Annotated in this window: 24 protein-coding genes; 14 read left to right on the top strand and 10 right to left on the bottom strand. The window is 35.2% G+C overall.

Translation table 11 applies throughout. The features are described 5' to 3' along the window. The first annotated feature begins 251 nt into the window (after window positions 1-251). The 10 genes from ccoS (at window position 252) to QSV08_RS02515 (ending at window position 9,172) form a co-directional block, all read left to right on the top strand. Entirely contained in the window at window positions 252-461 is a 210-nt protein-coding gene (ccoS, locus tag QSV08_RS02560; RefSeq protein WP_324026303.1) for a cbb3-type cytochrome oxidase assembly protein CcoS, read from the top strand. A gap of 2 nt (window positions 462-463) precedes the next feature. Then, complete coding sequence (gene ccoN / locus QSV08_RS02555) at window positions 464-2,662, top strand: cytochrome-c oxidase, cbb3-type subunit I (protein ID WP_324026301.1); 2,199 nt, start codon at window positions 464-466, stop codon at window positions 2,660-2,662. An 11-nt stretch (window positions 2,663-2,673) separates the two neighbouring features. After that, the gene (locus QSV08_RS02550; protein WP_324026299.1) at window positions 2,674-2,865 is read left to right on the top strand and encodes a CcoQ/FixQ family Cbb3-type cytochrome c oxidase assembly chaperone; all 192 of its coding nucleotides are present in this window, start codon (window positions 2,674-2,676) and stop codon (window positions 2,863-2,865) included. Continuing rightward, window positions 2,862-3,818: a cbb3-type cytochrome c oxidase N-terminal domain-containing protein gene (locus tag QSV08_RS02545; RefSeq protein WP_324026297.1), complete on the top strand. Its 957-nt coding sequence runs from the start codon at window positions 2,862-2,864 to the stop codon at window positions 3,816-3,818. The genes QSV08_RS02550 and QSV08_RS02545 overlap by 4 nt, the downstream gene beginning before the upstream one ends. A gap of 49 nt (window positions 3,819-3,867) precedes the next feature. Then, the gene (gene ccoG, locus QSV08_RS02540) at window positions 3,868-5,286 is read left to right on the top strand and encodes a cytochrome c oxidase accessory protein CcoG (protein WP_324026295.1); all 1,419 of its coding nucleotides are present in this window, start codon (window positions 3,868-3,870) and stop codon (window positions 5,284-5,286) included. Window positions 5,287-5,303: 17 nt separating this feature from the next. After that, the gene (locus tag QSV08_RS02535) at window positions 5,304-5,750 is read left to right on the top strand and encodes a FixH family protein (RefSeq protein ID WP_324026294.1); all 447 of its coding nucleotides are present in this window, start codon (window positions 5,304-5,306) and stop codon (window positions 5,748-5,750) included. Between the two features lie 2 nt (window positions 5,751-5,752). Next, window positions 5,753-6,457: a sulfite exporter TauE/SafE family protein gene (locus QSV08_RS02530; RefSeq protein ID WP_324026292.1), complete on the top strand. Its 705-nt coding sequence runs from the start codon at window positions 5,753-5,755 to the stop codon at window positions 6,455-6,457. Window positions 6,458-6,482: 25 nt separating this feature from the next. Then, a complete protein-coding gene (locus tag QSV08_RS02525; protein WP_324026290.1) occupies window positions 6,483-6,974 on the top strand; it encodes a GTP-binding protein in 492 nt (163 codons plus the stop codon). A 62-nt stretch (window positions 6,975-7,036) separates the two neighbouring features. Then, window positions 7,037-8,491 carry a vanadium-dependent haloperoxidase gene (locus QSV08_RS02520; RefSeq protein ID WP_324026288.1) on the top strand — a complete coding sequence of 485 codons (1,455 nt, stop codon included), beginning with the start codon at window positions 7,037-7,039 and terminating at the stop codon, window positions 8,489-8,491. Between the two features lie 246 nt (window positions 8,492-8,737). Next, window positions 8,738-9,172 (top strand): RrF2 family transcriptional regulator, encoded by a 435-nt coding sequence (locus QSV08_RS02515; protein WP_324026285.1) that lies wholly within the window; start codon window positions 8,738-8,740, stop codon window positions 9,170-9,172. Between the two features lie 71 nt (window positions 9,173-9,243). Here the strand turns inward: QSV08_RS02515 and QSV08_RS02510 are convergent, their stop codons facing one another. From QSV08_RS02510 to hemN, 10 genes are all read right to left on the bottom strand, one after another. After that, a complete protein-coding gene (locus QSV08_RS02510) occupies window positions 9,244-10,470 on the bottom strand; it encodes a hypothetical protein (RefSeq protein WP_324026283.1) in 1,227 nt (408 codons plus the stop codon). A gap of 15 nt (window positions 10,471-10,485) precedes the next feature. After that, a complete protein-coding gene (locus tag QSV08_RS02505; RefSeq protein ID WP_324026281.1) occupies window positions 10,486-11,268 on the bottom strand; it encodes an ABC transporter permease in 783 nt (260 codons plus the stop codon). Further along, window positions 11,261-11,971, bottom strand: a complete 711-nt coding sequence (locus tag QSV08_RS02500) for an ABC transporter ATP-binding protein (RefSeq protein WP_324026280.1) — start codon at window positions 11,969-11,971, stop codon at window positions 11,261-11,263. The genes QSV08_RS02505 and QSV08_RS02500 overlap by 8 nt, the downstream gene beginning before the upstream one ends. Next, on the bottom strand, window positions 11,968-13,209 hold the full coding sequence (locus QSV08_RS02495; protein ID WP_324026279.1) for a nitrous oxide reductase family maturation protein NosD: 1,242 nt from the start codon (window positions 13,207-13,209) through the stop codon (window positions 11,968-11,970). Before QSV08_RS02495 ends, QSV08_RS02500 begins: the two co-directional genes overlap by 4 nt. Window positions 13,210-13,304: 95 nt before the next feature. Continuing rightward, window positions 13,305-13,739: a nitrous oxide reductase accessory protein NosL gene (locus tag QSV08_RS02490; protein ID WP_324026277.1), complete on the bottom strand. Its 435-nt coding sequence runs from the start codon at window positions 13,737-13,739 to the stop codon at window positions 13,305-13,307. Window positions 13,740-13,766: 27 nt separating this feature from the next. After that, window positions 13,767-14,378, bottom strand: a complete 612-nt coding sequence (locus QSV08_RS02485; protein WP_324026275.1) for a hypothetical protein — start codon at window positions 14,376-14,378, stop codon at window positions 13,767-13,769. Between the two features lie 116 nt (window positions 14,379-14,494). Beyond that, window positions 14,495-16,456 (bottom strand): Sec-dependent nitrous-oxide reductase, encoded by a 1,962-nt coding sequence (nosZ, locus tag QSV08_RS02480; protein WP_324026273.1) that lies wholly within the window; start codon window positions 16,454-16,456, stop codon window positions 14,495-14,497. 33 nt (window positions 16,457-16,489) lie between these two features. Continuing rightward, window positions 16,490-16,999, bottom strand: coding sequence for a c-type cytochrome (locus QSV08_RS02475; protein WP_324026272.1), 510 nt, complete (start codon window positions 16,997-16,999; stop codon window positions 16,490-16,492). A gap of 339 nt (window positions 17,000-17,338) precedes the next feature. Further along, complete coding sequence (locus tag QSV08_RS02470) at window positions 17,339-18,160, bottom strand: universal stress protein (protein WP_324026271.1); 822 nt, start codon at window positions 18,158-18,160, stop codon at window positions 17,339-17,341. A 49-nt stretch (window positions 18,161-18,209) separates the two neighbouring features. Beyond that, window positions 18,210-19,571, bottom strand: a complete 1,362-nt coding sequence (hemN, locus tag QSV08_RS02465) for an oxygen-independent coproporphyrinogen III oxidase (protein ID WP_324026269.1) — start codon at window positions 19,569-19,571, stop codon at window positions 18,210-18,212. Window positions 19,572-19,754: 183 nt separating this feature from the next. Between hemN and QSV08_RS02460 the strand changes: the two genes are divergently transcribed. From QSV08_RS02460 to QSV08_RS02445, 4 genes are all read left to right on the top strand, one after another. Further along, entirely contained in the window at window positions 19,755-20,144 is a 390-nt protein-coding gene (locus QSV08_RS02460) for a DUF983 domain-containing protein (RefSeq protein WP_324026267.1), read from the top strand. A 6-nt stretch (window positions 20,145-20,150) separates the two neighbouring features. Then, complete coding sequence (locus QSV08_RS02455; RefSeq protein WP_324026265.1) at window positions 20,151-20,783, top strand: Crp/Fnr family transcriptional regulator; 633 nt, start codon at window positions 20,151-20,153, stop codon at window positions 20,781-20,783. Window positions 20,784-20,852: 69 nt separating this feature from the next. Further along, the gene (locus QSV08_RS02450; RefSeq protein ID WP_324026264.1) at window positions 20,853-21,653 is read left to right on the top strand and encodes a sulfite exporter TauE/SafE family protein; all 801 of its coding nucleotides are present in this window, start codon (window positions 20,853-20,855) and stop codon (window positions 21,651-21,653) included. Between the two features lie 81 nt (window positions 21,654-21,734). Then, window positions 21,735-23,150 carry an MBL fold metallo-hydrolase gene (locus QSV08_RS02445; protein WP_324026262.1) on the top strand — a complete coding sequence of 472 codons (1,416 nt, stop codon included), beginning with the start codon at window positions 21,735-21,737 and terminating at the stop codon, window positions 23,148-23,150. The last annotated feature ends 29 nt before the right edge of the window (window positions 23,151-23,179 follow it).

The raw sequence follows: 23,179 nt of genomic DNA, 5'->3' as shown, positions 1-23,179 counted from the left end.
GATATTAAATTACACATTGGAGTATAATCATATTCTTGCAAAAATCTCATTCGTACATTTTAACATAACCGAATCTAGATTATCTATCCCTTAATTTTTATAACATACTTGTTTACAACATATTATAATCATCTATTGAATACCACACCCGCTATACTAATTAAGTTTTTTAAGAAAAATTTTAAAGTATGACATTTGTCATTTTCTAAGGTTTACAACCCACTTATTTTTACCAAATAATTCAGGTAGGTATGAGTGTTATATATATTTTATTGGCGATAAGCCTTGTAGTGGCAATTATCTTTTTTGTCGCTTTTATTGTATCTGTCAAACAGGGGCAATACGAAGATTCATACACTCCTTCCGTTCGAATGCTTTTTGAAGATGAATTGGTCAAACCAAAAAAGACCGACATCAAAGATTTTAAACAAGAGAAAATCCAACTAAATAAACAAGTATAATTATGGAAGTACAGCAGTTTTATTACGATAACAAAATCGTGAAAAATTTCCTTTATGCAACCATGTTCTGGGGTATAGTGGGTATGTCTGTAGGGTTATTATTAGCCTTTATGTTCATATTCCCTAACGTAACCGATGGAATATCATGGTTAAGTTTTGGTCGCTTACGCCCGTTGCACACCAACGCGGTAATTTTTGCATTTGTAGGAAATGCAATTTATGCAGGGGTCTACTACTCTACCCAACGTCTATTAAAGGCGCGTATGTACAGTGACTTTTTAAGTAAGTTTAACTTTTGGGGTTGGCAGGCAATTATTGTTGCCGCAGCTATTACGTTACCCCTTGGTTATTCGAGCTCTAAAGAATACGCTGAACTTGAATGGCCTATAGATTTAGCCATTGCTGTTGTTTGGGTGGCATTTGGTGCAAACCTTATTGGTACCATGATAAAAAGAAGACAACGTCACCTTTACGTAGCTATCTGGTTTTATCTGGCAACTTTTGTTACGGTTGCAGTACTTCATATTTTCAATAGTTTAGAATTACCTGTTAGTGCTTTTAAAAGTTACTCCGTTTATGCCGGTGTACAAGATGCATTGGTACAATGGTGGTACGGTCATAATGCTGTTGCATTTTTCTTGACTACTCCGTTCTTAGGTCTTATGTACTATTTTGTACCTAAAGCAGCAAACAGACCTGTATACTCATACAGACTATCTATCGTTCACTTCTGGTCATTGATTTTCATATATATCTGGGCAGGTCCGCACCACTTATTATATTCTGCTTTGCCAGATTGGGCACAGAATTTAGGGGTAGCCTTCTCTATTATGTTACTAGCTCCATCTTGGGGTGGTATGATCAACGGACTTTTAACACTTCGTGGTGCTTGGGATAAAGTTCGTACCGATCCTGTTTTAAAATTTATGGTGGTTGCAATTACCGGTTATGGTATGGCAACTTTCGAAGGACCTTTACTTTCTCTTAAAAATGTAAATGCAATTGCTCACTTTAGTGACTGGATTATTGCTCACGTTCACGTAGGTGCATTAGCTTGGAACGGATTCTTGACCTTTGGTATGATTTATTGGTTGGTACCAAAAATGACCAAGAATAAACTATTCTCTGTCAGCCTTGCAAACTTCCACTTCTGGATCGGTACTTTAGGTATCATTCTTTACACTTTACCAATGTACGTTGCTGGTTTTACCCAAGCGTTAATGTGGAAAGAATTTAACCCTGACGGAACTTTAGTTTACGGTAACTTCTTAGAAACAGTAAACGAAATCATGCCAATGTATTGGATGCGTGCCATTGGTGGTAGCCTTTATATTGTTGGTGCTATGGTAATGATTTACAATGTAGTTCGCACCATTAAAGCTGGTAGTACTATAGAAGATGAATTGGCAGAAGCTGCTGCACTTACTGTAGTATCTAAACGTAGAACTGCAGGTGAAACTTTTCATACTTGGTTAGAGCGTAAGCCTATTCAATTAACCATTTTAGCTACTGTTGCTATCCTTATTGGTGGTATTATACAAATCATACCTACCATATTGGTGAAATCTAACATACCTACTATTACCAGTGTAAAACCATATACGCCTTTAGAATTAGAAGGTCGTGATTTATACATTCGTGAAGGGTGTGTGGGTTGTCACTCTCAAATGGTTCGTCCGTTTAGAAGTGAGGTAGAACGTTATGGTGAATATGCCAAAGCAGGTGAATTTGTTTACGATCACCCATTCCTTTGGGGTAGTAAGCGTACTGGTCCAGATTTACTACGTATTGGTGGTAAATATTCTGATAACTGGCACTTAAACCACATGTACGATCCTCAAAGCACCTCTTCAGGTTCTATAATGCCTTCATACTCTTGGTTAGTGCGTGATAAACATGACAGAGGTAACATACAAACTAAAATGGAAGCTATGGTAACCTTAGGTGTTCCTTACACCGAAGACGAAATTGCCAATGCAGATGCTTTAATGGATGCACAGGCCGAGAAAATCGAGAAGAACTTATACAGTGATCCTGATTTTGCAAACTCTTATGAGGCTGATAAAAAGTATGCTGCTGAAAATGGTGAAGAATTCATAGAAATGAGAGACCGTGAAATTGTATCCTTAATTGCTTACCTACAACGATTAGGTACTGACATCAAGGTCAAAGAAACTGGAGAAATATTATCTGATAAATAAAATAAAAAATCATGTTCAAATTTGTAAAAGGTTACATGGAAACTATAGAGGGAGTAGCTACCTACCCCATGATATCATTACTTATCTTCTTTGTGTTTTTCACATTGTTATTTTGGTGGGTAATTACAGCCTCAAAATCATACATAAAAGAAGTTAGCGAATTGCCTTTAGAAGATGATAACCAACTAAACAACCAATTATGAAAAACAATACACCCTGGTGGTTAAGAATAACAGTGGCCTTTTTCGCGGTCATTGTACTTATGGAAGTTTATATTGATAGCGGTGATAAACCAGCTTTTCTAGCCTACCCTACTTTGATGTTTGGCTTTATGGCACTTATACTATTACTATTAATAGCGATTGCCTTTATTGTACAAGCTATTGAAAATGTACTTTACAATACGCTTGACGAAGAAGCAAAAGTGCGCTATTTAGCTACTAAAGAAGAAAAATGGGAATGGACATGGGGTAAGAAAATGTACGACAAAATGTTGGGCAGTAAACCTATGGAAGCTGAAGGCGAAATTATACTTGACCATAATTATGATGGTATTCGTGAGTTAGATAATAATTTACCACCATGGTGGGTATACCTATTTTATGCATCTGTAGTTTTTGCTATAGTTTATATGGTACGTTTTCATGTGTATGATGATTATACCCAAGATCAAGAATACGAACAAGAAGTTGCTGCAGCACAATTAGAAATTGAAGAATACAAGAAAACTGCTAAAGGTCTTGTTGATGCCAATACCGTTGAATTATTAACCGATGCATCAGACATTAGTGCTGGTCAAGGTATATTCGAAAGTAACTGTGTTGCTTGCCATATGGCAGATGGTGGTGGTGGTATTGGACCGAACCTTACGGATCACAACTGGATTCTTGGTGGTGGTATCAAAAACGTTTTCCATACCATTTCTGAAGGTGGTCGTGACGGTAAAGGTATGATCGCTTGGAAACAGAACTTGAAGCCTGCAGAAATTGCACAAGTAGCTAGTTATGTATTAAGTTTTCAAGGTACTACACCTGCCAACCCGAAAGCTGCTGAAGGTGATATTTGGGTTGACCCGAATACGCCGGCACAAGAAACTCCTGCTGAAGCAACAGTACCTGCAGTAGAGATAGATTCTGCTTCGGTTACTATGAACTGATTAAAGTGAGAGTGCAAAGCGCGCTCATAGCCTATAAAGAGAGATACAAATGTCACAAGATCAAGATAATTTTAGAGATTCTATCGGTACCATTAAGGAAGATGGAAAACGAGCTTGGGTTTTTCCTAAAAAGCCGAGTGGTAAACTTTATGAGTATCGTAAATATGTAAGCTACGTTCTTCTTGTTTTCTTGATTGCGTCTCCTTTTATAAAAATAAACGGCAACCAATTCTTGATGTTCAATGTGTTGGAAAGACGTTTCAACATCTTCGGATTTCCTTTTTACCCACAAGATTTTCACCTCTTTGTAATCTCTATGATTATTGGGGTGGTTTTTATCGCCCTGTTTACGGTAGCCTTCGGACGTATTTTCTGCGGATGGATGTGTCCGCAAACTATATTCTTAGAGATGGTTTTCCGTAGGATAGAATATTGGATCGACGGTGATCGAGGTGCTCAAATAAAATTAGATAGACAAGAATGGAATGCAGAAAAGATTCGTAAACGTGTTATAAAGTGGATTATCTTTTTCATCATTTCGTTTATTATAGCCAATGTCTTTCTCGCCTACCTTATTGGAAGTGACCGTTTAATACAATACGTTACCGATGGTCCATCACAGCATGTAAGCACCATGGTTTCGCTATTAATTTTTACCGGTGTTTTCTATTTTATATTCGCTTGGTTTAGAGAGCAAGTATGTATCATTGCCTGCCCTTACGGTCGTATGCAAGGGGTGCTTCTTGATAATAAATCGATTGTAGTTGCCTATGATTATGAAAGAGGTGAAGCTGAAAATGGTAGAAAAAAATGGCGTAAAAATGAAGATCGCCAAGAATTAGGTAATGGTGATTGTATTGACTGTAATCAATGTGTAAATGTTTGCCCTACTGGTATCGATATTAGAAACGGAACGCAGTTAGAATGTATTAACTGTACTGCTTGTATCGATGAATGCGATACCATCATGGAAAAAGTTGATTTACCTAAAGGTTTGATTCGTTATGCAAGTGAAGACGAAATTACCAAGAAAGAGAAATTCAAGTTTACACCTCGTTTAAAAGGATATACCGCTGTACTGGTTATTTTAACTGGAGTATTAGTAGGCATGATGTTCTTGAGAAATGACCTTGAAGCAAATATATTAAGACTACCTGGGCAATTGTACGAACACAAAGAAGGGAACATTATTAGTAATGTATACACTTATAAACTATTGAACAAAACCACTAAACCGGTTGAAGATGTTCACTTTAAGCTGATATCACCTAAAGGAGAAATTAAACTAGTACGTCATGAGAATTTTGATGTAGATCCAGAGGCATTGGCAGAAGGCACCTTGTTTATAGAAATAAATGCATCTGCTTTAAGTGGTGATAAGAACGACCTTAAAATTGGTGTTTACAGTAACGATAAATTAATTGAGACCACTACAGCTCGCTTTTTAGCACCACGTAGTTACAAATAGTACTTAAAGAAAAAATCATGAAAATTAATTGGGGTACCGGTATTGTCATTGCCATAGTTGCGTTCATGGGCTTTATCTTGTTTTTTGTAATTACTATGACCACCAGTCATAATGCTAATCATGATTTGGTTACCGAAGATTATTATAAAGCGGAGCTTGGCTTTCAAAAAGAAATAGATGCAGAGAAAAATGCTCAAATCGCAACTACACAAATAGAAATACAAAAATCTTCTGAAGGGTTAATGATACTTTTCCCTGAAGGATATGATGATACCAATGTTAAAGGTATAGTGTCCCTATACAGACCATCCAACAAGAATTTGGATTTTAATTTGCCCATTAGTTTATCCAATTCACATTTGCTCATACCTGACAATCAATTGTTGGATGGTCGCTGGGACATTAAAATTACTTGGGAACACGAAGGAAAAGATTTTCTACATAAAGAGAGTATTACCTTTTAAATATGCTACTATCTGCACTCATATTAGGTCTAATGGGTAGTTTGCACTGCGTAGGTATGTGCGGACCCATTGCCTTTATGCTTCCGGTAGATAGAACGAACAACTACAAAAAATTCGGACAGATATTTATCTATCACTTTGGTCGATTAATGGCGTATGGACTTATAGGTCTCATATTCGGACTACTAGGTAAAGGGCTTTCCATTTTTGGTATACAACAAAAGTTATCTATTGGTATTGGCATTATTATGATTGTGATTGTTTTGATTCCGTATAAAACATTCAATAAGTACAACCTGTCTAAACCCATCTACAAAATCATATCAAAAGTTAAGAACCAATTGGGCAAAGAGCTAAAGAAAAAATCGCCCGATACCTTTTTAACTATCGGATTCTTAAATGGTTTTTTACCATGCGGTCTCGTTTACATGGCGCTTTTTGGATCTATAGCTATGGGCGATGCTTTACAAGGTAGTTTATACATGATGCTTTTCGGTGTGGGTACCTTACCCCTCATGACCGCTGCCATTTATTTTAGTAATTTACTAAAAGGTGGTATACGTCAAAAAGTACAAAAAGCAATTCCGGTATTTGTAGTTATTATAGGAGTTCTTTTTATACTAAGAGGTCTTGGTCTAGGCATACCGTACGTATCACCAGCACCTGTCACTGAACTAGTTTCAAGTGCAATAGAATGTCATAATTAATGGCTAAAGCCAAATACAAATTTATATGAAACCATTACCGAACGAAATTGTACTTCGCCCAAGGTTTCAAATGCATCTATCAAAAAACAAAGAAACGGTTCTTAGCAAATTTGAGGGATCGAAAGAAAATCCGTTTTTGGTTAAACGTTTAGATGAGCATGTGTTCATCAAATTCAACCAAAAAGAGCATCACTTTTGGTCTCCGCAGTTACATTTAGAAATAGATGAGGTAGATGACATTAGTTGTAAACTATATGGCGTTTTCGGTCCCAACCCTACCCTATGGACTTTCTTTATGTTCATACACTTTGTCATAGCAACACTTTTTATAATTATAGGTATTTGGGCATATTCAAGTGCATCTTTAGGTAAGGAATACCACATTCAAGTAGGTGTCATGATCATGCTAATAGCGCTATGGTTTGTATTATATTTTTCAGGTAGAAGTGGTAAGAAAAAAGGAAAGCCCCAAATGCACCAATTACATGAGTTTATGACGAATGTTCTTACGTCATAAATTTTATTTTTTATAATCTCATAGCTATATTTAGGAATTAGAAATAGCCAAAAACTAAACGAATGAAACGTATTTTATTTTTAACATTAACCATTGCTTTTTTAAGCGTTGGAACATCTTTTGCCCAAGAAAAACAAGAAGAGCCAAAAGGAACTGAAAATGTTGCTTACAAATGGGGTAAAATGGCATTAGATGCTACAGCCTCTGATACCGAAAAATTTAAACCAAGACCTACAATTACTTCTCGATACTTAGGATTGATCTTTATCTCTATTTTCGATGCCTGGTCTAGATATGATGAAAATGCCATACCTGTATTTTTAAAAGCTACAGAAAGAAGACCCTTAGCCGAGCAAACGCTATCTAATAAAGAAATTGCTATTAGCTATGCTGCTTTTGGCGCCATGAAAGAATACTACTATTCTGATACCGAAATGTTCAGAAAATTCATGGTAGAATTAGGTCTAGACCCTGATAATACTTCTATGGATCCGAACACCCCAGCAGGTATTGGCAACTTAGCTGCTAAGGCAACCATTGAAGCTAGAAAAAATGATGGCAGCAATCAATACGGTACTGTTGATGGCTCTGATGGAGAGCCTTATTTTGACTACACAAATTACAGTCCTGTAAACTCTGCTGATGAAAGTACTGATATCAACCGTTGGCAACCTAAGTATTTTTCTGATGGTAATGGTGGGCAATATGCACCAGGATGCCTTACGCCCTACTGGCAACAAGTAACACCGATTACGATGACATCTGCTGATCAGTTTAGACCGGGACCACCACCTATGTACGGTTCTGAGCAATTGAAAAAAGAGGTACAAGAAGTGGTTGATCTACAAGCCAACCTTTCTGATGAAGATAAAGCGTTGGTCGAATTCATGCGAGACGGACCACAGTCTGTTCAACAAGCGGGACACTGGTTGAAATTCGCTCAAGATGTTTCTCGCCGTGATAACCATACCCTAGACCAAGACGTAAAAATGTATTTCTTAACCGAAATTACAGCTATGGATGCTTTCATAGCTTCTTGGGATTCTAAAATGTTCTACGATTATGCCAGACCATATGCACTGGTTCATGAATATTACAAAGACAAAACTATTAAAGCTTGGGGTGGACCCGGAGTTGGAATTATAGAAATGAAAGGACAAGATTGGAGACCTTATTCTCCAGATATCTTTTTATGTCCGCCATTTCCTAGTTACACTTCTGGACATAGTACCATTAGTGGTGGCTGTGCAGAAGTATTACGTTTGTTTACAGGCGATGATTACTTTGGTGAATCAGTAGAATTAATGCCAGGAACACTAACTGAAATTGATGCTGCTTTCTATGGTAAACCTGTTACGGTTACCTTCCCTACGTTTACAGAGTCGGCAAATATGGCTGGTATGTCTAGAGTTATGGGTGGTTACCACATTCAAGCCGATAATATTGCAGGCTTAGAATTAGGTAGAGATGTGGCTAAACAAGCATGGACATTCTATAATGAGCATTTAGGAAAATAACGATACATATCTTTATTAAAATTAAAAAGTCAACCTAATAGGTTGACTTTTTAATTTTAGGTATAATTTTAATTTTATGATAAACTTCATATTTTAAATTACATAAATGACCGATATTTACGATAAATCGTAACAAGAATAACACACTTCCCCCATTATAAAAAAGTAACCTTGATTTAATTTAAATCACTACATGTTACATTAAATACTGTTTATATACTTGTTACCCAAAACTTTAAACCTACAATGTTTTCTAAAGCATGTGAATACGGAATTAGAGCATCAACCTACATAGCATTAAATTCGCTTGATGGTAAACGTGTGAGCTTAAAAGAGATTGCTGAGAAGATTGACTCACCTGTTGCCTTCACAGCAAAAGTTCTGCAACAATTGACTAAAAACAAAATTATAGATTCGGTAAAAGGTGCCTATGGTGGTTTTGAAATAGAAATTGAAAATATTTCTAAAATCAAGCTTGACCAAATAGTATATGCAATAGATGGAAACAATGTCTATGCAGGCTGCGGTTTGGGGCTTAAAAAATGTAATGCCGATAAACCCTGCCCCGTTCACGATAAATTTGTACAAATAAGAAACGACTTAAGAAGTATGTTAGAAAATACGAGTCTTTTTGAAATGACCGAAGGTCTTGAAGAAGGTCTCACTTATCTGCGACGTTAAAAAGAATTTTAAACTATACAATTTCTGTTTCACTAGAAATAATAGCTTTTATCATACAAATAATATTCATTCTATTTCAATGTAGCTTTAAGTCTATAATTATGTATTAAAAGACCCAAAACAGCTACTAAAATAAGTAAACTTGCTACCGCTAAAATAAAATAATATTCAGAGAATAAAGTAGCTGATTGCCATGCCACAATGGCTTTAAAGAAAATAAGTAATTCTGTAAATACAAACCCAAAGACGTATACTAAAAACAACTTTTTGTTTAGAATTAATAGTTTAAAATAATCTAGAAAAAGGAATAAACTTATGGTAACAACGCCCAAAAAGGTTAAATGTAAATAGCCAACCGTAAAGTCTAAATACGTTGTAGCCATATTAGCAAAATAAGGTATGGAACTTAGCAATTGCAAGAGCATTTTTAATCCCCATAACACCCCTATTGTCTTAATTGTATTTATAAAAAAAATTGAAAATTGTCTTTTAATTGGAGTCCATTCAATCCTCATAAATTTAAATAAATCATAAAAAGCCCAGAGTTGTGAAAAAGCCCCCACTCCGCCTAAAATATAATAGAATACTGCTGGTTGGGTAAATAAGGTAGACAGAAAAAAAGAGAAGATAATTCCTAAATTTAATTTCAAAAAGAAAGCTTTGAAACCTTTTTCTGATAACAATATATTTTGCTTGTCAAGAATATAAAGAAACACAGCAACAAGCGCCATAATCATCCATCCATTATAAATAAAATGTAGGTAGAAGTAAATGGCTAAACGATACCAAATAGAAGTTGCGCCAAGGGTATTCATTATAGCCCCTAATGCCCATGGTCCAAGACTTGAAAGTAATAAATACACTATAGCGACCTTAGCACATTTTAATGAATGCTTCTGTTTGTATTCAGCCGGAACATTCTTAAAAAAGAACCATGCAAACCAATAGGATGCAAATAAGAAAAGTGTTGAAAATATAATTGAAAATACCGCATACCCTTGAAACGGAAATGTCAACAACATACCAACTATAGTAAGTTGGGTAAACCAAAAGATGTTTCTGTATTTCTTATGTACCTCTACCTTACTTAGGTAAAGTTTATATAGCAACGTAGTCAGTGCTAAATATACCCAACCCAACAAAGCTACATGAGAATGCGCATGAACAATAAATTTGTACGTAACGGGAATTTCAAATACCCTAAAAAATCGTAGAACGCACCCTAAACCCGCAGCTAACACAAAATATACTATTGCTAAGCTGGTGTGGTTCTGAAGGTTTTTATTTAGTCTTGCCATGTTGTTGGCACCAATTTAAAAATCTTTTTTCTTAGAAACGTGTACTAATCTCCAAATAGGTAGAACCGTCCATAAAATAAGCATGAACATTGAAACAAACAGCCCTTGATCTGTACCAAAAAACTTTTTAAATACTGCACCCGTGTAACCCAATAGTGCAGAGATGTCCAACTTTAAAAGAATTAAGGTTCTCGATAAATCTATAGGATTGAAAATAGTTGCTGCAAGAGAAAAACTATCTAAAGGATACTCTTTAAAAATAATTAATGACATTAGAAAAAGTCCGTCATAGATTACTGCCATAAACAACCACAGCAATACGGCGTACCCAAAGCCTTTAATTTTATTCTCATTAGACAAGGCTATATTAAAAGCAAGTACAGTGAAAATTAAGGTTAGAAAAGCGCCTGTTACCAAGAGCAGGGTAAAGTCAAAAATAGCATCACTTTTTAATAAGCCGTAAAGTACAAACGGAATACCAAGCCCCAACACTAAGCTTAATGTTAAAGAGCCTGCAACACCAAAGTATTGCCCTAAGAAAATGGAAGAACGTTTAACTGGCTGCGCCAATAAAAGCTCTGTAAACTCCTTTGAATTATAAAAATACATGATACCAAAGATGGTACTGATCAAAGGCACTAGAATTATGATAACGTTCATTAGGGTAATGATTGCCTTTGAAACGTCATTGTTCAAGAATAGCAATACAAAACCTAACAATAGGTAGAACAAAAAATAAACATAGCTCCATCGGCTACGAATAAGGTCGTAAAAACTGTATTTTAATATTTTAAGCATGAGCTGGTGTGGTTGCTATTGCCGCTATGGCATGTTCTAAATCTGTTTGTCCGGTTTTTGTTTTCAGTTCTTCAATACTACCTTTAAAGTAAATATTACCTTCTAGTAAATAGACAATGATATCTGAAACTTCTGCTACGAACTGCATTATATGAGAAGTGATCAATACTGTCTTGTTCATTTCTTTCTGTTCTCTAATAAGATTTTTTAGATGTATTAAAGATGCTGGATCAAGACCAGTTGTAGGCTCATCTAAAATTAACAACGGACTATCGAACATAAAAGCCAAAACGATATTCACCTTCTGCTTTGTACCTCCAGAAAGTGTAGATAGTTTTTTATCTAAAAAAGGTTCAAGCTTAAAAAGCGTTATCAATCGATCTTCATCACTTGGGCTCTGCCTAAGATCTTTGATCATTCGTATAAGTTCGTGTACTTTTAAATTACCTGGAAAATTTGCTATCTGAGGTAGGTAGTCAATCTCTTTACGGTATTTCCAGTTTTTTTTAATTGGTTTTCCCAAAACAGAAATGCTTCCCTTATCTGGTACCACCATACCTAAAACACTTTTTATTAAGGTTGTCTTACCTGAACCATTAGGACCCAAGATGGCAAAAACACCTGGTTTCTCAATGTTGAGATCTAAGTCTGAAAGAACAATATTCTTTCCAAATTTCTTTTGTAAACCTTCAATATGAATCATTGTACTTTGGTCATTAGGGGATTAATATCCAATAAATTATCTGGTGTAAAAACGGGAGAAACTTTTTCAGAAAAATCAATGATATCCATAAAAAGACTTCTAAGTAATACTATAGATTCTGGCGTTTTGTTTACGATATAAGAAAACAATTTTACGGGGCGATATGGTACGTCGCCTATGCCATTCTTATCTAAATCGTAGCCAGTATAATCGCTCCAATAATTACCGTCAAAAACGTTGTCGTTCAAATTACTGTCATACGAAATATCAAAACTGTTATATAGAAAGTTGTTTCCAGAGAAAGTATTGGTATAACAGGCTCCTAAAACTTTAATTCCCCATCCGTTCTTTATAAAATTATTCCCTTTATAATCAATACGGTTAGAGCCTTCTATATTTATACCAATGGTATTTTCTTCAAAGGTATTATTGCTTATTTCTGCGTCATTAATTTCTTTTAATAACATACCAAAAGCAGCAGTACCCCAGTTTTTACGAAAAGTATTGCCCTTCATCACTATATTTTTAGAAAACATTACCGCTACCCCTGCCCCATTGTTTTCAAAAATATTGTCTGTATATATATCATCATCAGAAAACATAAAGTGTAGACCGTATCTTAAATTACCCGTGCTCTTATTATTATGGATGGCTATATTATCTGAAAACTCTAGGTATATGCCATCTCTTGCACCTTGAACGATATTATTACTAACCTCTACATGGTGAGAATACCAAAGTTGAATGCCGTTACCCGAATTGTATTCGTCTTTTGCATCACCTATAATTTTATTGTGATAGACTTTACCATTGCTTGATTTCTCTAAGTAAATACCAAAAAATAACTTTTCGAGCACCACGTTCTGAATTAGAAAATTTTCACTTTTAACTACTCTAATGGCTGCATGATCTGTAGTATAGCTAGTACCTACATTGATAATAAAAAAACCATCGAGCGTTACACCATCTGATACAATACGTATGATTTCACCTTTCTCTTCTCCATCAATTATAGGGTAATCTTCTCCTATTAAAGTCAATGGTTTATCTATTAGAATATTGTACTCTTTATAGGTTCCTTTTTTTACTAGAAGCGTATCGAACTCCATAGCAATTTTAATTCCTTCAGAAATTGATTTTACCTCACAACTATCACAAATTACAATAGGTTTCGCCCATAGATTTGCAGTTACCATAAGTACTAACGTAAAAATTAATAAGCTTTGGTATCGTATCATGTTATCACGAATAAATTTACCTTTTGGTTTATACTTTGTATGGTTTGTTGGTAACGTATAAGTTTAAAAGCTGCACTATTACTTTTAAAAAAAGCTTATTTTTTAAACTTTTCATTTAACTCAGTCCAAGTATATAAAACTCCCGTATTATCTGATTGCGCTTTTTTAGCAGCTTCTTCATTTGAAAAAGCAGAAAGAAAGGCACCCATAGGACTTGGTATGTTTTCACTAATTAAATATGTTGCCTGTGTAGCATCAACAAAAACGCCAGGATCCGTATAATCGTTTACTCGAAATAATTCAACTGTTTCTGTATCTATTTCGCGTAAGTGGTTTAACATACATTCAGTAGCATCGAAAGAGTAGCTTCTTCCTTTTTTAGTCATAAACTGAGCTGCATGCTGCTTATCTACAATAGTCATACTACAAAAATGGCATCCATCAGAACCATAAGTTATGGGCTTAAGTTCGCTATTACATGCCGATAATACTAGAACACATATTACACCTATTATTACTAGATTTTTCATTTTTTAGTTATTTATGGTTTATTAAGGCTACAACGATTTTTTACTTTTCCATCCTACAAAAAAAGCAACTACAGTAAGCATCATACCTACGAACATGAACCATGCACCTGCAGAAGGCATTGAACTTACATCAAAATTCAATAATTTTTTATACCCAAGAAGTGGTGGCTTATATGTCATTGGTGTTCCATCATCATTAATAACTCTAATGATTGCATGAGGATCTAGATTTGAACCGTAATCTGTTAACCAGAGATTAAAATCGTACATACCCATAACACCTAAGATAGACATTAACACAAACCAACCTAAAAAATAACGATAATCTACTTTACCAAAAAAGCCTAGTATACTTATAAGTACCCCTAAAATTACCATACCTATTATTACGGAAGGAAAAACATTGAATTCCCACATTTCATCAGCTTTAGGTATTGTCTTCATACCTATGTAATGGTTTAGACCATCTATATTTTGTAAATCAAATTCAGAGACACCTTGTATGCCTGTAATATGAATGTTCATACCCAATGGATCTGGGTATTGTGGAGCACCTAACATAATATTCCAAAGCGGAAATGCAAATAACCCCAATAAACATATAGAACCTACGAACATTATTATACTTGCCTTTTTCATCTTATATTATATTAAAAACTAACACTAAAACTAAAATTAATTCTCATAAAAAAAGCAGGTCAGTCTTAAAACACGACCTGCTTTATATTTAAAATACTTAACTACTTTTTTTAAACTTACTCACCTAAAGACCAAGAAAGGTCAAGATTAGATGATGCAGGCGATACTCTTACGTAACCTTGCATCTCTTGGTGTAAAGCAGAACAAAAATCTGTACAGTAAAATGGCCATACTCCTTCTTGCTTAGGTTCCCAAACAGATGTTTTTGTTTGACCAGGCATTATTAGTAAACCAGAATTCTGTTGCCCAATCATCATAAAGCCATGTGGTACATCAAAATCTTGCTCATGGTTCGTGATATGGAAATATACTTTATCACCAACTTTAATACCTTCAATATTATCTGGAGTAAAGTGACTACGGATCATTGCCATATACACATGTACTTCATTACCATTTCGCACAACTCTTGCATCTGCAACATTTTTTGTAGCATATGGATTCTCATTTTCTGCCAGTTTATATATTTTCTGCGATTTAGGCGCTAATATAGATGCTGGTATAGCTGCTGCATAGTGTGGCTCGCCATGTGTTGGAAAGTCATATATAAGCTCCATTTTATCTCCAGAGATGTCATACAATTGCGCAGAGTGCTCTAATTCAGGACCCGTTGGCAGGTATCTATCTTTTGTAATCTTGTTCAACGATACTAGATATTTACCAAAAGGCTTTCTAGAGTTACCACCAGGGATCATACAGTGACCTACTGAATAAAAAGTTGGTTTTCTATCAATAACCTCCCATGTATCTAATTTCCATTTAACAACTTCTGATGATATAAAGAACGTAGTATACGCATTACCCTTACCATCAAACTCTGTATGCAATGGACCTAAGCCTCCACTCTTTACAGTCCCACCAAGTACATCTTCAAATTTTAAAATTGGAAGACCATATGCTTCTCCATCAAACTTCTTACCTTCAATTGCAGCAATCATTTTATCAAAAGAAAATACTGTAAGGTCTGCAGAAAGCTTACCGTTACCAATAATGTAATCGCCTGACGGACTTACATCTACCCCATGTGGAGATTTTGGTGTTGGCATAAAGAATATAGCACCAGGTACTTTTGTAGGATCTACAGTAAGAACCTCTTTTTTCATGGTTGAAGTAGCACTATGTGTTTCATCGCTATATACGTTATGTGTATAATTTGCAGGCACCATTGTACCACCGCCATTATTTACATACTCTTCAATCTTTTTCCAGTTTACCGCTGCAATAAAATCTTTATCGTTTTGAGAAGCGTTAACTTCTAACAATGAATTTGCTTCTTCTGTATTATACGTAGTAAAGAAAAACCAACCGTGAGATTTACCTCTACCAGGGTGAGATAAATCATAATTAAAACCAGGCATAATTAACTGGAATTTTATATCCATTCTACCAGTTTCAGGTTCTACACTAATAAAAGATAAGGCTCCTTTAAAATTCCCTTTGTAATCTTTTATAGGCATATCTCTTTGTGGAATAGGAACTGAAAAACGTGTTCCTGCCACTACATACTCTGAATTTTCTGTGATATAAGAAGAACTGTGGTTACCTGCACTATTCGGAACTTCTATAATCTCAGCAGTTTCAAATGTTTTTAGGTCAATTCTAGCTATACGTGGAGTGTTATTTCCATTTATAAATAGCCATCTACCATCTAATTCACCATTAGTCTGAGAAATATCTGGGTGGTGAGAATCATCTGCAGGAATAAAGCCAAAAGACGTTTCTAACATAGGTTTTGTTTCTTCTGAATACCCATATCCATTTGTAGGGAATTGAGAGAAGACAGGAATTTCTTTGAACATACGCCCAGAAGGAAGACCATAAACGGTTACGTTACCGCTATACCCGCCAGACATGAATGCGTAAAACTCATCATGTTCACCAGGTGCTACATATACTTTCTCTGCATTATTTGATGCAAGTGCTCCATTTGAGGATGCCTTACCGTTTTGGTCGCCGCAACCTGAAAGAAGCAGAATTGGCCCTAGAGCCGCTGCTAGATAAAAGAAGTACTTTTTCATTTTATTTATGTTTGTGGTTATCTTATTTATTTACTACTCTAATGTTCTAAAATACTCAAGTATGCTACGCGCTTGGTCTTCGGTCAACCCTTGGTTGGCCATTGGCGCACCATTAAATTCTGCCATAAGCTCTTTTGCCAAAGGATCTTCTTTAACCATAACTTCTGGATTAAGAATCATGTTCATAATCCATTCTGGACTACGTCTTTTTAAAACACCAGTTGGAGCCGGACCAATGAATTTTTTATCTATTCTATGGCAAGCCATACACATTTGGCTGTACGTTTCTTCACCTTTTTTTGCTAATGCCATATCAATCTCAGGAGATAAAGTCACAGAGGTAATAGGGCCTACTCCTTTATTTTCTAAATCTACACGCTCAGAAGGTTTTTCTGTACTAGTTTCAGTAACAGCCTCTGTTGCTTTTTCTGTAGCTTTTGAACGATCTACACTAAATCCTTCTTTTTTCTTTTCTTCTTTGCCTCCACATGCCATTAGTAGCAGTGAAAACATTATTACGGTACTTCTTAGAACTATTTTCATTTTTTAAATGATTAATGATTATTGATTAATTAACTGGACAAATGTATTGGGTATTAAAAAGGAAAAATATGATAAATATCATGATCAAGGATAAAATTGTCCTTATTTAAAATAAAATGATAAAAGACAATTACCTCGTACTTAAATATGTTAAAATTTACTAAGTAAGTGAATCTATATCGTATTATAAATCAATACGTTAAATAATACACACACATTTTAAAACAGTAAATTCGGATTAAAGAAAGTATAGTTTTCTACTCAAATAAATAGTATTAAAACAAATAAACCCAAGGCATTTGCCTTGGGTTTATTCTTGCTTATAGACTAGGTTAGTATCTATATTTTGAATGTAATCACAGGTATTCTTGAGTGGTTTACAACATCTTCGCCAATGCTACCATTAAACATATGTGAAATGCCTTTACGACCGTGTGTAGGGATCGCTATAGCATCTGCTAAGATGGTTTTACCATAATTGATAATACCCTGCTCAACACTGTAATCATTATAAATTTCAACTTGTTGTGCCGAATTGGCCTTAGTTAAAAATTTATTTATTTTTTGATAAGCATCTCTATTACTTAAAAATTCATCGTTTGGCGTGTTGATAAAGACAACCTCCATGCTAGCACCTAGCATCACTGCAAACTCCTTAGCTTTTTGAAAAGCTGGTAAATTATCATCATTAAAATCGCATGCGAATACAAAACGATCTAAGCTTAAATTTGTAATCTCGCCTTTAATAACTAAAACTGGTACTGTAGCGTTACGAACCACTTTTTCTGCATTAGAGCCAATAAACATTTCTTCAAATCCGCTAGCTCCATTAGAACCCATTACTATTAGGTCTGCATCATGTTCTTTAGCCATAACATTTAGCTCACTGAATACTTTATAATGCTTAATTACCGGAGTTACGGTAACGCCTTCTAAATAAGGCTTTTCTATAAATTCTTTTAAATTCTTTTCTGCCAATTTCACCATGAAAACTGTTTGCTCGATATACATACCATCGGGCGAAGTAATTATTGCCTGGTTTAACTCTAGCATATGAACTACCAATAGTTCAACTTTATGTTTTTTAGCCAAATCTGCAGCTGCCTTTAGCGCTTGTTCTGACTGATTTGAAAAATCTGTAAGTACGATTATTTTTTTCATGGTAATTTTATTTAGCAATTATTAAGATTAGGAACTTCTATTTTTAAAATTAAACGGTCATTGAAAAAATCTTGGTGTCTGGTGCTTTTTTCTGCAAAGGCAAATCAAAAGCCATACATACGTTTCTAACATACGGTCTGCCCTTTTCGGTAATTTGAAGACTACCTTCGGTAATGGTCACTAAACCATCTTCTTCCATTTCTTGTAACCTATTTAAAATACTATCTATTTGTGGAAGATGTAACTTAAATTCGCTCCAACTGGTTTTAAAATGGCACATTAAATTTAAGATATGTCTTCTTATAATTTGATCCTCTTCTGTTAAAATATGACCTCTGTATAGCGGAATAATATCATTTTCCACAAGACTTTGATACTCTTCTACATTTTTTACATTCTGTGCAAAACCGTACCAACTATCGCTTATACTCGACGCACCTAACCCAATCATTAAGTTGGTATTAGAGCTGGTATAACCCATAAAATTTCTATGAAGTTTTCCATTCTCCATAGCCTGAAATAATCCGTCGCTCTCTAATGCAAAGTGATCCATTCCTATTTCGTGATACCCATATTCTAATAACAATTCTTTACCAACTTCATACTGCGTTCTCTTTTCATCTCCCGCAGGTAGATCTGCATCATTATAACCACGTTGACCGTTACCCGCCAACCATGGCACATGTGCATAGCTGTAAAAAGCAATACGGTCTGGTTTTAATTCTTTGGTCTTTTCTATCGTATTAATTACGTGTTCTAGCTTTTGATGTGGTAGACCGAATATGATATCGTGACTTACAGATGTATACCCAATTTCACGAGCCCACTCGGTTACATTTTTTACATTTTCAAAAGGTTGAATTCTATTGATTGCCTTTTGTACCGTTTCATTATAATCTTGCACACCATAGCTTACTCTTCTAAAACCAACATTGTACAGTGCTTGCAAATGTTCTTTAGTGGTATTATTGGGGTGCCCTTCAAAACTAAACTCGGCATCATTTGCCTTATCGGCTATTCGTAGAATACCATCTATTAAATACTTCAAGTTTTCTGGAGTAAAAAATGTCGGCGTACCACCACCTAAGTGTAGCTCTTTTATAATCGGTTTTTCATCGAACAGTGCGCTATATAATTGCCATTCTTTCAATACCGCTTTTATATAGGGCATCTCTAAATCGTGTCGTTTTGTAATACGCTTATGACATCCGCAGAACGTACACATATTCTCGCAAAATGGTAAATGTATATATAGACTAATACCTGATATCGAATTACTTGCGTGAAAGCTCTTTTTTACCGAAGCCTCCCACTTTTTTCCTGAGAAGGTATTGATATCCCAAAAAGGAACTGTTGGGTAGCTAGTATACCTAGGTCCTGGTACATTATACTTTTGAACAAGCGAACACATAAACTTCTTATTTAGTCACAAACTTACATGTCTAAGTCAGCATATAATATGATTTATATCAGTTCGCAGCACATCGAAAAAAAATAACTTCCCCAGAAATTACATAATGAATAGTTGTACTATGTAACCTTTGTTACCTAAGAAAATATTCAGATCCAATAATTTTGATTAAAATTTATACCCATGTTACCAAAAGGTTCCAAATTATACAGTGTTATATTTTTGAAATGCCCAAGATGTCATAAAGGTGAATTCTTTGAGGCTAATCCTTATAAATTAAGTAACTTCAATAAGGTTAAAGAACGTTGCCCAAAATGTGATTTGAAATATAGTATAGAACCTAGTTTTTATACGGGATCAATGTATGTTTCTTACGCAGTAGGTATTGCTGTAGCAGTTGCCGCGTATGTATTAACTTTACTATTCGGACTTCAACTTTCAATAGGTGTTTTATTTGTTGTTATCGTTGCATCATTAGTGATAACAATGCCATGGATAGCCGCAGTATCTAAATCGATTTGGGCGAATATATTTTTTAAATTTGATAAAGAAATTGCTCAGAAAATTAATTAGCCAAGAATGATTCAAAACTTAAAGGAAGAATACGGAGATATCTTTGAAGAAGAGCTCATCAATGAAATTGTTCAGGTAGGTACTTTTAAAGAAGTACCTGAGGGTTATAAATTCATGGAGATTGGTGACTACATTAGAGGTATGCCTTTATTAATTTCTGGAGTCATTAAAATTTTGAGAGAAGATGAAGATGGCGATGAACTTTTACTATACTATTTAGAAAAAGGTGATACCTGCTCTATGACCATGGCGTGCTGTATGGGCGATAAGAAAAGTGAAATTAGAGCTATTGCAGAAACTGATGCAAAACTTATTATGGTGCCTATTCAGAAAATGGAAGAATGGACCGCCAAATATAAATCTTGGAGAAACTTCGTTTTCAATAGCTACCATGTTCGATTAAATGAGCTTTTAAGCACCTTAGATAATATCGCATTCCAAAAAATGGATGAACGTCTAATCGGCTATTTAAAAGAAAAATCTAGAGTAACAAAAGATAATATCATTCACAGTACCCATCAAGATATTGCCTATGACCTTCATAGTTCTAGGGTTGTAATTTCTAGGCTTTTAAAGAAGCTAGAAGAAATGGGTAAAATTAAACTTCACCGAAATTATTTAGAGATATTAGATTTATAATACCTCTGTAACCAATGTTACTGCGCAGGTTTCCGTACCATTCTACTTTTGTGATATCAAATACATCACATGGAAATTTTGCAAATTCTTGGTTATATCAGTGCCTTAATTATCGGTATTTCATTAGGTCTTATTGGCGGTGGTGGTTCCATATTAGCTGTTCCTGTTTTAGCCTACCTTTTTTCAATTAACGAAAAAGCCGCAACCGCTTACTCTCTTTTTATTGTTGGTGCAAGTGCATTGGTCGGTGGTTGGCAACAGCATCTAAAAGGTTACGTAGATTGGCGAACTGCTATTGTTTTTGGTACACCCGCAATTATTGGTGTTACACTTGTTAGGTACTATGTGATACCGGCTATGCCCGATGTTTTATTTGAAGTCGATCACTTTCAATTTACACGTAGAATGGCAATGTTCGGGCTGTTCGCTATTTTGATGATTCCTGCTGCATATTCTATGCTAAAAAAGGAAAAGAGTGTTATTAAAGGCGGAGATGTTTCTTATAATTATCCCTTAATATTATTAGAAGGGCTTATAGTTGGTAGCATAACAGGATTGATTGGCGCCGGTGGCGGATTCTTAATCATTCCTGCATTGGTCATCTTGGCAAATGTTGGAATGAAAGTTGCCGTTGGTACCTCGTTGATTATAATTGCTATTAAATCATTAATGGGTTTCTTTTTGGGCGATGCCATGACCATGCTCATTGATTGGAAGTTTCTTGCCATTTTCACCTCGCTATCTTTTGTTGGTATTTTTATTGGCAGTTACCTCAGCAACTTCATAGATGGTAAAAAATTAAAGAAAGGTTTCGGCTATTTTATTCTTGTTATGGCTGCCTTTATTTTCTACATGGAATTCTTTAAATAAATTTCGCTTATGTGACTAATGTCACTGTACACGTTTTAAAGAAAGGGTAATTTTATGTTGTTAATCAAAATAAGCAACAACATGAAAGTAGAACAGATTTATACCGGATGTTTGGCACACGCTGCCTATTATATAGAAAGTAATGGTGAAGCTGCAGTATTCGATCCGTTACGAGAAGTACAGCCATACCTTGACCGTGCTAAAAAAGACAATGCAAAAATTAAATATGTTTTTGAGACCCATTTTCATGCAGATTTTGTTAGTGGTCATTTAGATTTACAAAAAAAGGCGGGTGCAGAAATTGTATTCGGCCCTGGTGCAAAACCAGCTTATAAAGCTACCACAGCAAAAGACAATCAAATATTTGAAGTAGGTGATTATAAGGTTAAAGTAATTCACACTCCCGGGCATACGATGGAGAGTACTACCTACCTATTAATTGATGAAAATGGAAAAGAACATGGTATTATCACTGGCGACACCTTGTTTATTGGCGATGTTGGTAGACCAGATTTAGCACAACACGTCGTTGCAGATTTAACCGAAGAAAAGCTAGCCGGGTATTTATACGATTCGCTCCGCAATAGAATTATGCCACTGAGCGATGATTTAATTGTCTACCCCAATCATGGTGCCGGTTCTGCTTGTGGTAAAATGATGAGTAAAGAAACTACCGATACGTTAGGGCATCAAAAGAAAGTAAACTATGCGCTGAGGCCAGATATGACCAAAGAGGAATTTATCAAAGAACTCTTAACCGGACTCACAGCTCCTCCAGCATATTTTCCTAAAAATGTTTTAATGAACATTCAAGGGTACGAAAGTTTAGACAAGATCATGGACCGTGCCACTACCCCATACACTCCCGAGGCTTTTGAGGCTGTTGCCAATGAAACCGGAGCTTTGGTTTTAGATACTAGAAATGCCGAAGATTTTGCAAAAGGATTTATTCCTAATAGTATCAATATCGGACTCGAAGGTAGTTTTGCGCAATGGGTCGGTGAAATGATACCAGATATTAAACAAGAAATTTTATTGGTCACTTACAAAGACAAGCAAGAAGAAGCCATTACACGATTGGCAAGAGTTGGTTATGACCATACTGTAGGTTTTTTAGATGGTGGTTTTGATACTTGGAAGCAATCAGGAAAAGATTACGAGGTAAGCAACAGAATTGATGCCGATGAATTAGAAGCTGAATATAAAGCCGATAAACCTTTAATAATTGATGTTAGAAAAAAGAGTGAGTTTGATTCTGAACATGTGGTCGGTGCCATCAATGTTCCCTTAAATGAAATCAACCAGCATCTATCTCAATTCCCTAAAGACAAGCATTTCGTTTTACATTGTGCCGGTGGTTATAGAAGTATGATCGCAGCTTCAATTTTAAAACAAAGGGGATGGCAAGATTTTACTGATGTTAAAGGCGGATTTGAAGCTATTTCAAAAACAACACTACCTAAAACAGCATACGTTTGCCCATCAACACTATTGTAATAGGTACTACTAAAACAGCGCTGATTTTT

The organism is Maribacter sp. BPC-D8 (assembly GCF_035207705.1).
Classification (GTDB): Bacteria; Bacteroidota; Bacteroidia; order Flavobacteriales; family Flavobacteriaceae; genus Maribacter.
The sequence above is the reverse complement of the archived record's forward strand: the minus strand, read 5'-3'. Positions and strand labels throughout refer to the sequence as shown.

Coding starts and splice junctions, on each gene's coding strand:
- ccoS (WP_324026303.1), top strand. CDS start 252: ATGAGTGTTATATATATTTTATTGGCGATAAGCCTTGTAGTGGCAATT.
- ccoN (WP_324026301.1), top strand. CDS start 464: ATGGAAGTACAGCAGTTTTATTACGATAACAAAATCGTGAAAAATTTC.
- QSV08_RS02550 (WP_324026299.1), top strand. CDS start 2,674: ATGTTCAAATTTGTAAAAGGTTACATGGAAACTATAGAGGGAGTAGCT.
- QSV08_RS02545 (WP_324026297.1), top strand. CDS start 2,862: ATGAAAAACAATACACCCTGGTGGTTAAGAATAACAGTGGCCTTTTTC.
- ccoG (WP_324026295.1), top strand. CDS start 3,868: ATGTCACAAGATCAAGATAATTTTAGAGATTCTATCGGTACCATTAAG.
- QSV08_RS02535 (WP_324026294.1), top strand. CDS start 5,304: ATGAAAATTAATTGGGGTACCGGTATTGTCATTGCCATAGTTGCGTTC.
- QSV08_RS02530 (WP_324026292.1), top strand. CDS start 5,753: ATGCTACTATCTGCACTCATATTAGGTCTAATGGGTAGTTTGCACTGC.
- QSV08_RS02525 (WP_324026290.1), top strand. CDS start 6,483: ATGAAACCATTACCGAACGAAATTGTACTTCGCCCAAGGTTTCAAATG.
- QSV08_RS02520 (WP_324026288.1), top strand. CDS start 7,037: ATGAAACGTATTTTATTTTTAACATTAACCATTGCTTTTTTAAGCGTT.
- QSV08_RS02515 (WP_324026285.1), top strand. CDS start 8,738: ATGTTTTCTAAAGCATGTGAATACGGAATTAGAGCATCAACCTACATA.
- QSV08_RS02510 (WP_324026283.1), bottom strand. CDS start 10,470: ATGGCAAGACTAAATAAAAACCTTCAGAACCACACCAGCTTAGCAATA.
- QSV08_RS02505 (WP_324026281.1), bottom strand. CDS start 11,268: ATGCTTAAAATATTAAAATACAGTTTTTACGACCTTATTCGTAGCCGA.
- QSV08_RS02500 (WP_324026280.1), bottom strand. CDS start 11,971: ATGATTCATATTGAAGGTTTACAAAAGAAATTTGGAAAGAATATTGTT.
- QSV08_RS02495 (WP_324026279.1), bottom strand. CDS start 13,209: ATGATACGATACCAAAGCTTATTAATTTTTACGTTAGTACTTATGGTA.
- QSV08_RS02490 (WP_324026277.1), bottom strand. CDS start 13,739: ATGAAAAATCTAGTAATAATAGGTGTAATATGTGTTCTAGTATTATCG.
- QSV08_RS02485 (WP_324026275.1), bottom strand. CDS start 14,378: ATGAAAAAGGCAAGTATAATAATGTTCGTAGGTTCTATATGTTTATTG.
- nosZ (WP_324026273.1), bottom strand. CDS start 16,456: ATGAAAAAGTACTTCTTTTATCTAGCAGCGGCTCTAGGGCCAATTCTG.
- QSV08_RS02475 (WP_324026272.1), bottom strand. CDS start 16,999: ATGAAAATAGTTCTAAGAAGTACCGTAATAATGTTTTCACTGCTACTA.
- QSV08_RS02470 (WP_324026271.1), bottom strand. CDS start 18,160: ATGAAAAAAATAATCGTACTTACAGATTTTTCAAATCAGTCAGAACAA.
- hemN (WP_324026269.1), bottom strand. CDS start 19,571: ATGTGTTCGCTTGTTCAAAAGTATAATGTACCAGGACCTAGGTATACT.
- QSV08_RS02460 (WP_324026267.1), top strand. CDS start 19,755: ATGTTACCAAAAGGTTCCAAATTATACAGTGTTATATTTTTGAAATGC.
- QSV08_RS02455 (WP_324026265.1), top strand. CDS start 20,151: ATGATTCAAAACTTAAAGGAAGAATACGGAGATATCTTTGAAGAAGAG.
- QSV08_RS02450 (WP_324026264.1), top strand. CDS start 20,853: ATGGAAATTTTGCAAATTCTTGGTTATATCAGTGCCTTAATTATCGGT.
- QSV08_RS02445 (WP_324026262.1), top strand. CDS start 21,735: ATGAAAGTAGAACAGATTTATACCGGATGTTTGGCACACGCTGCCTAT.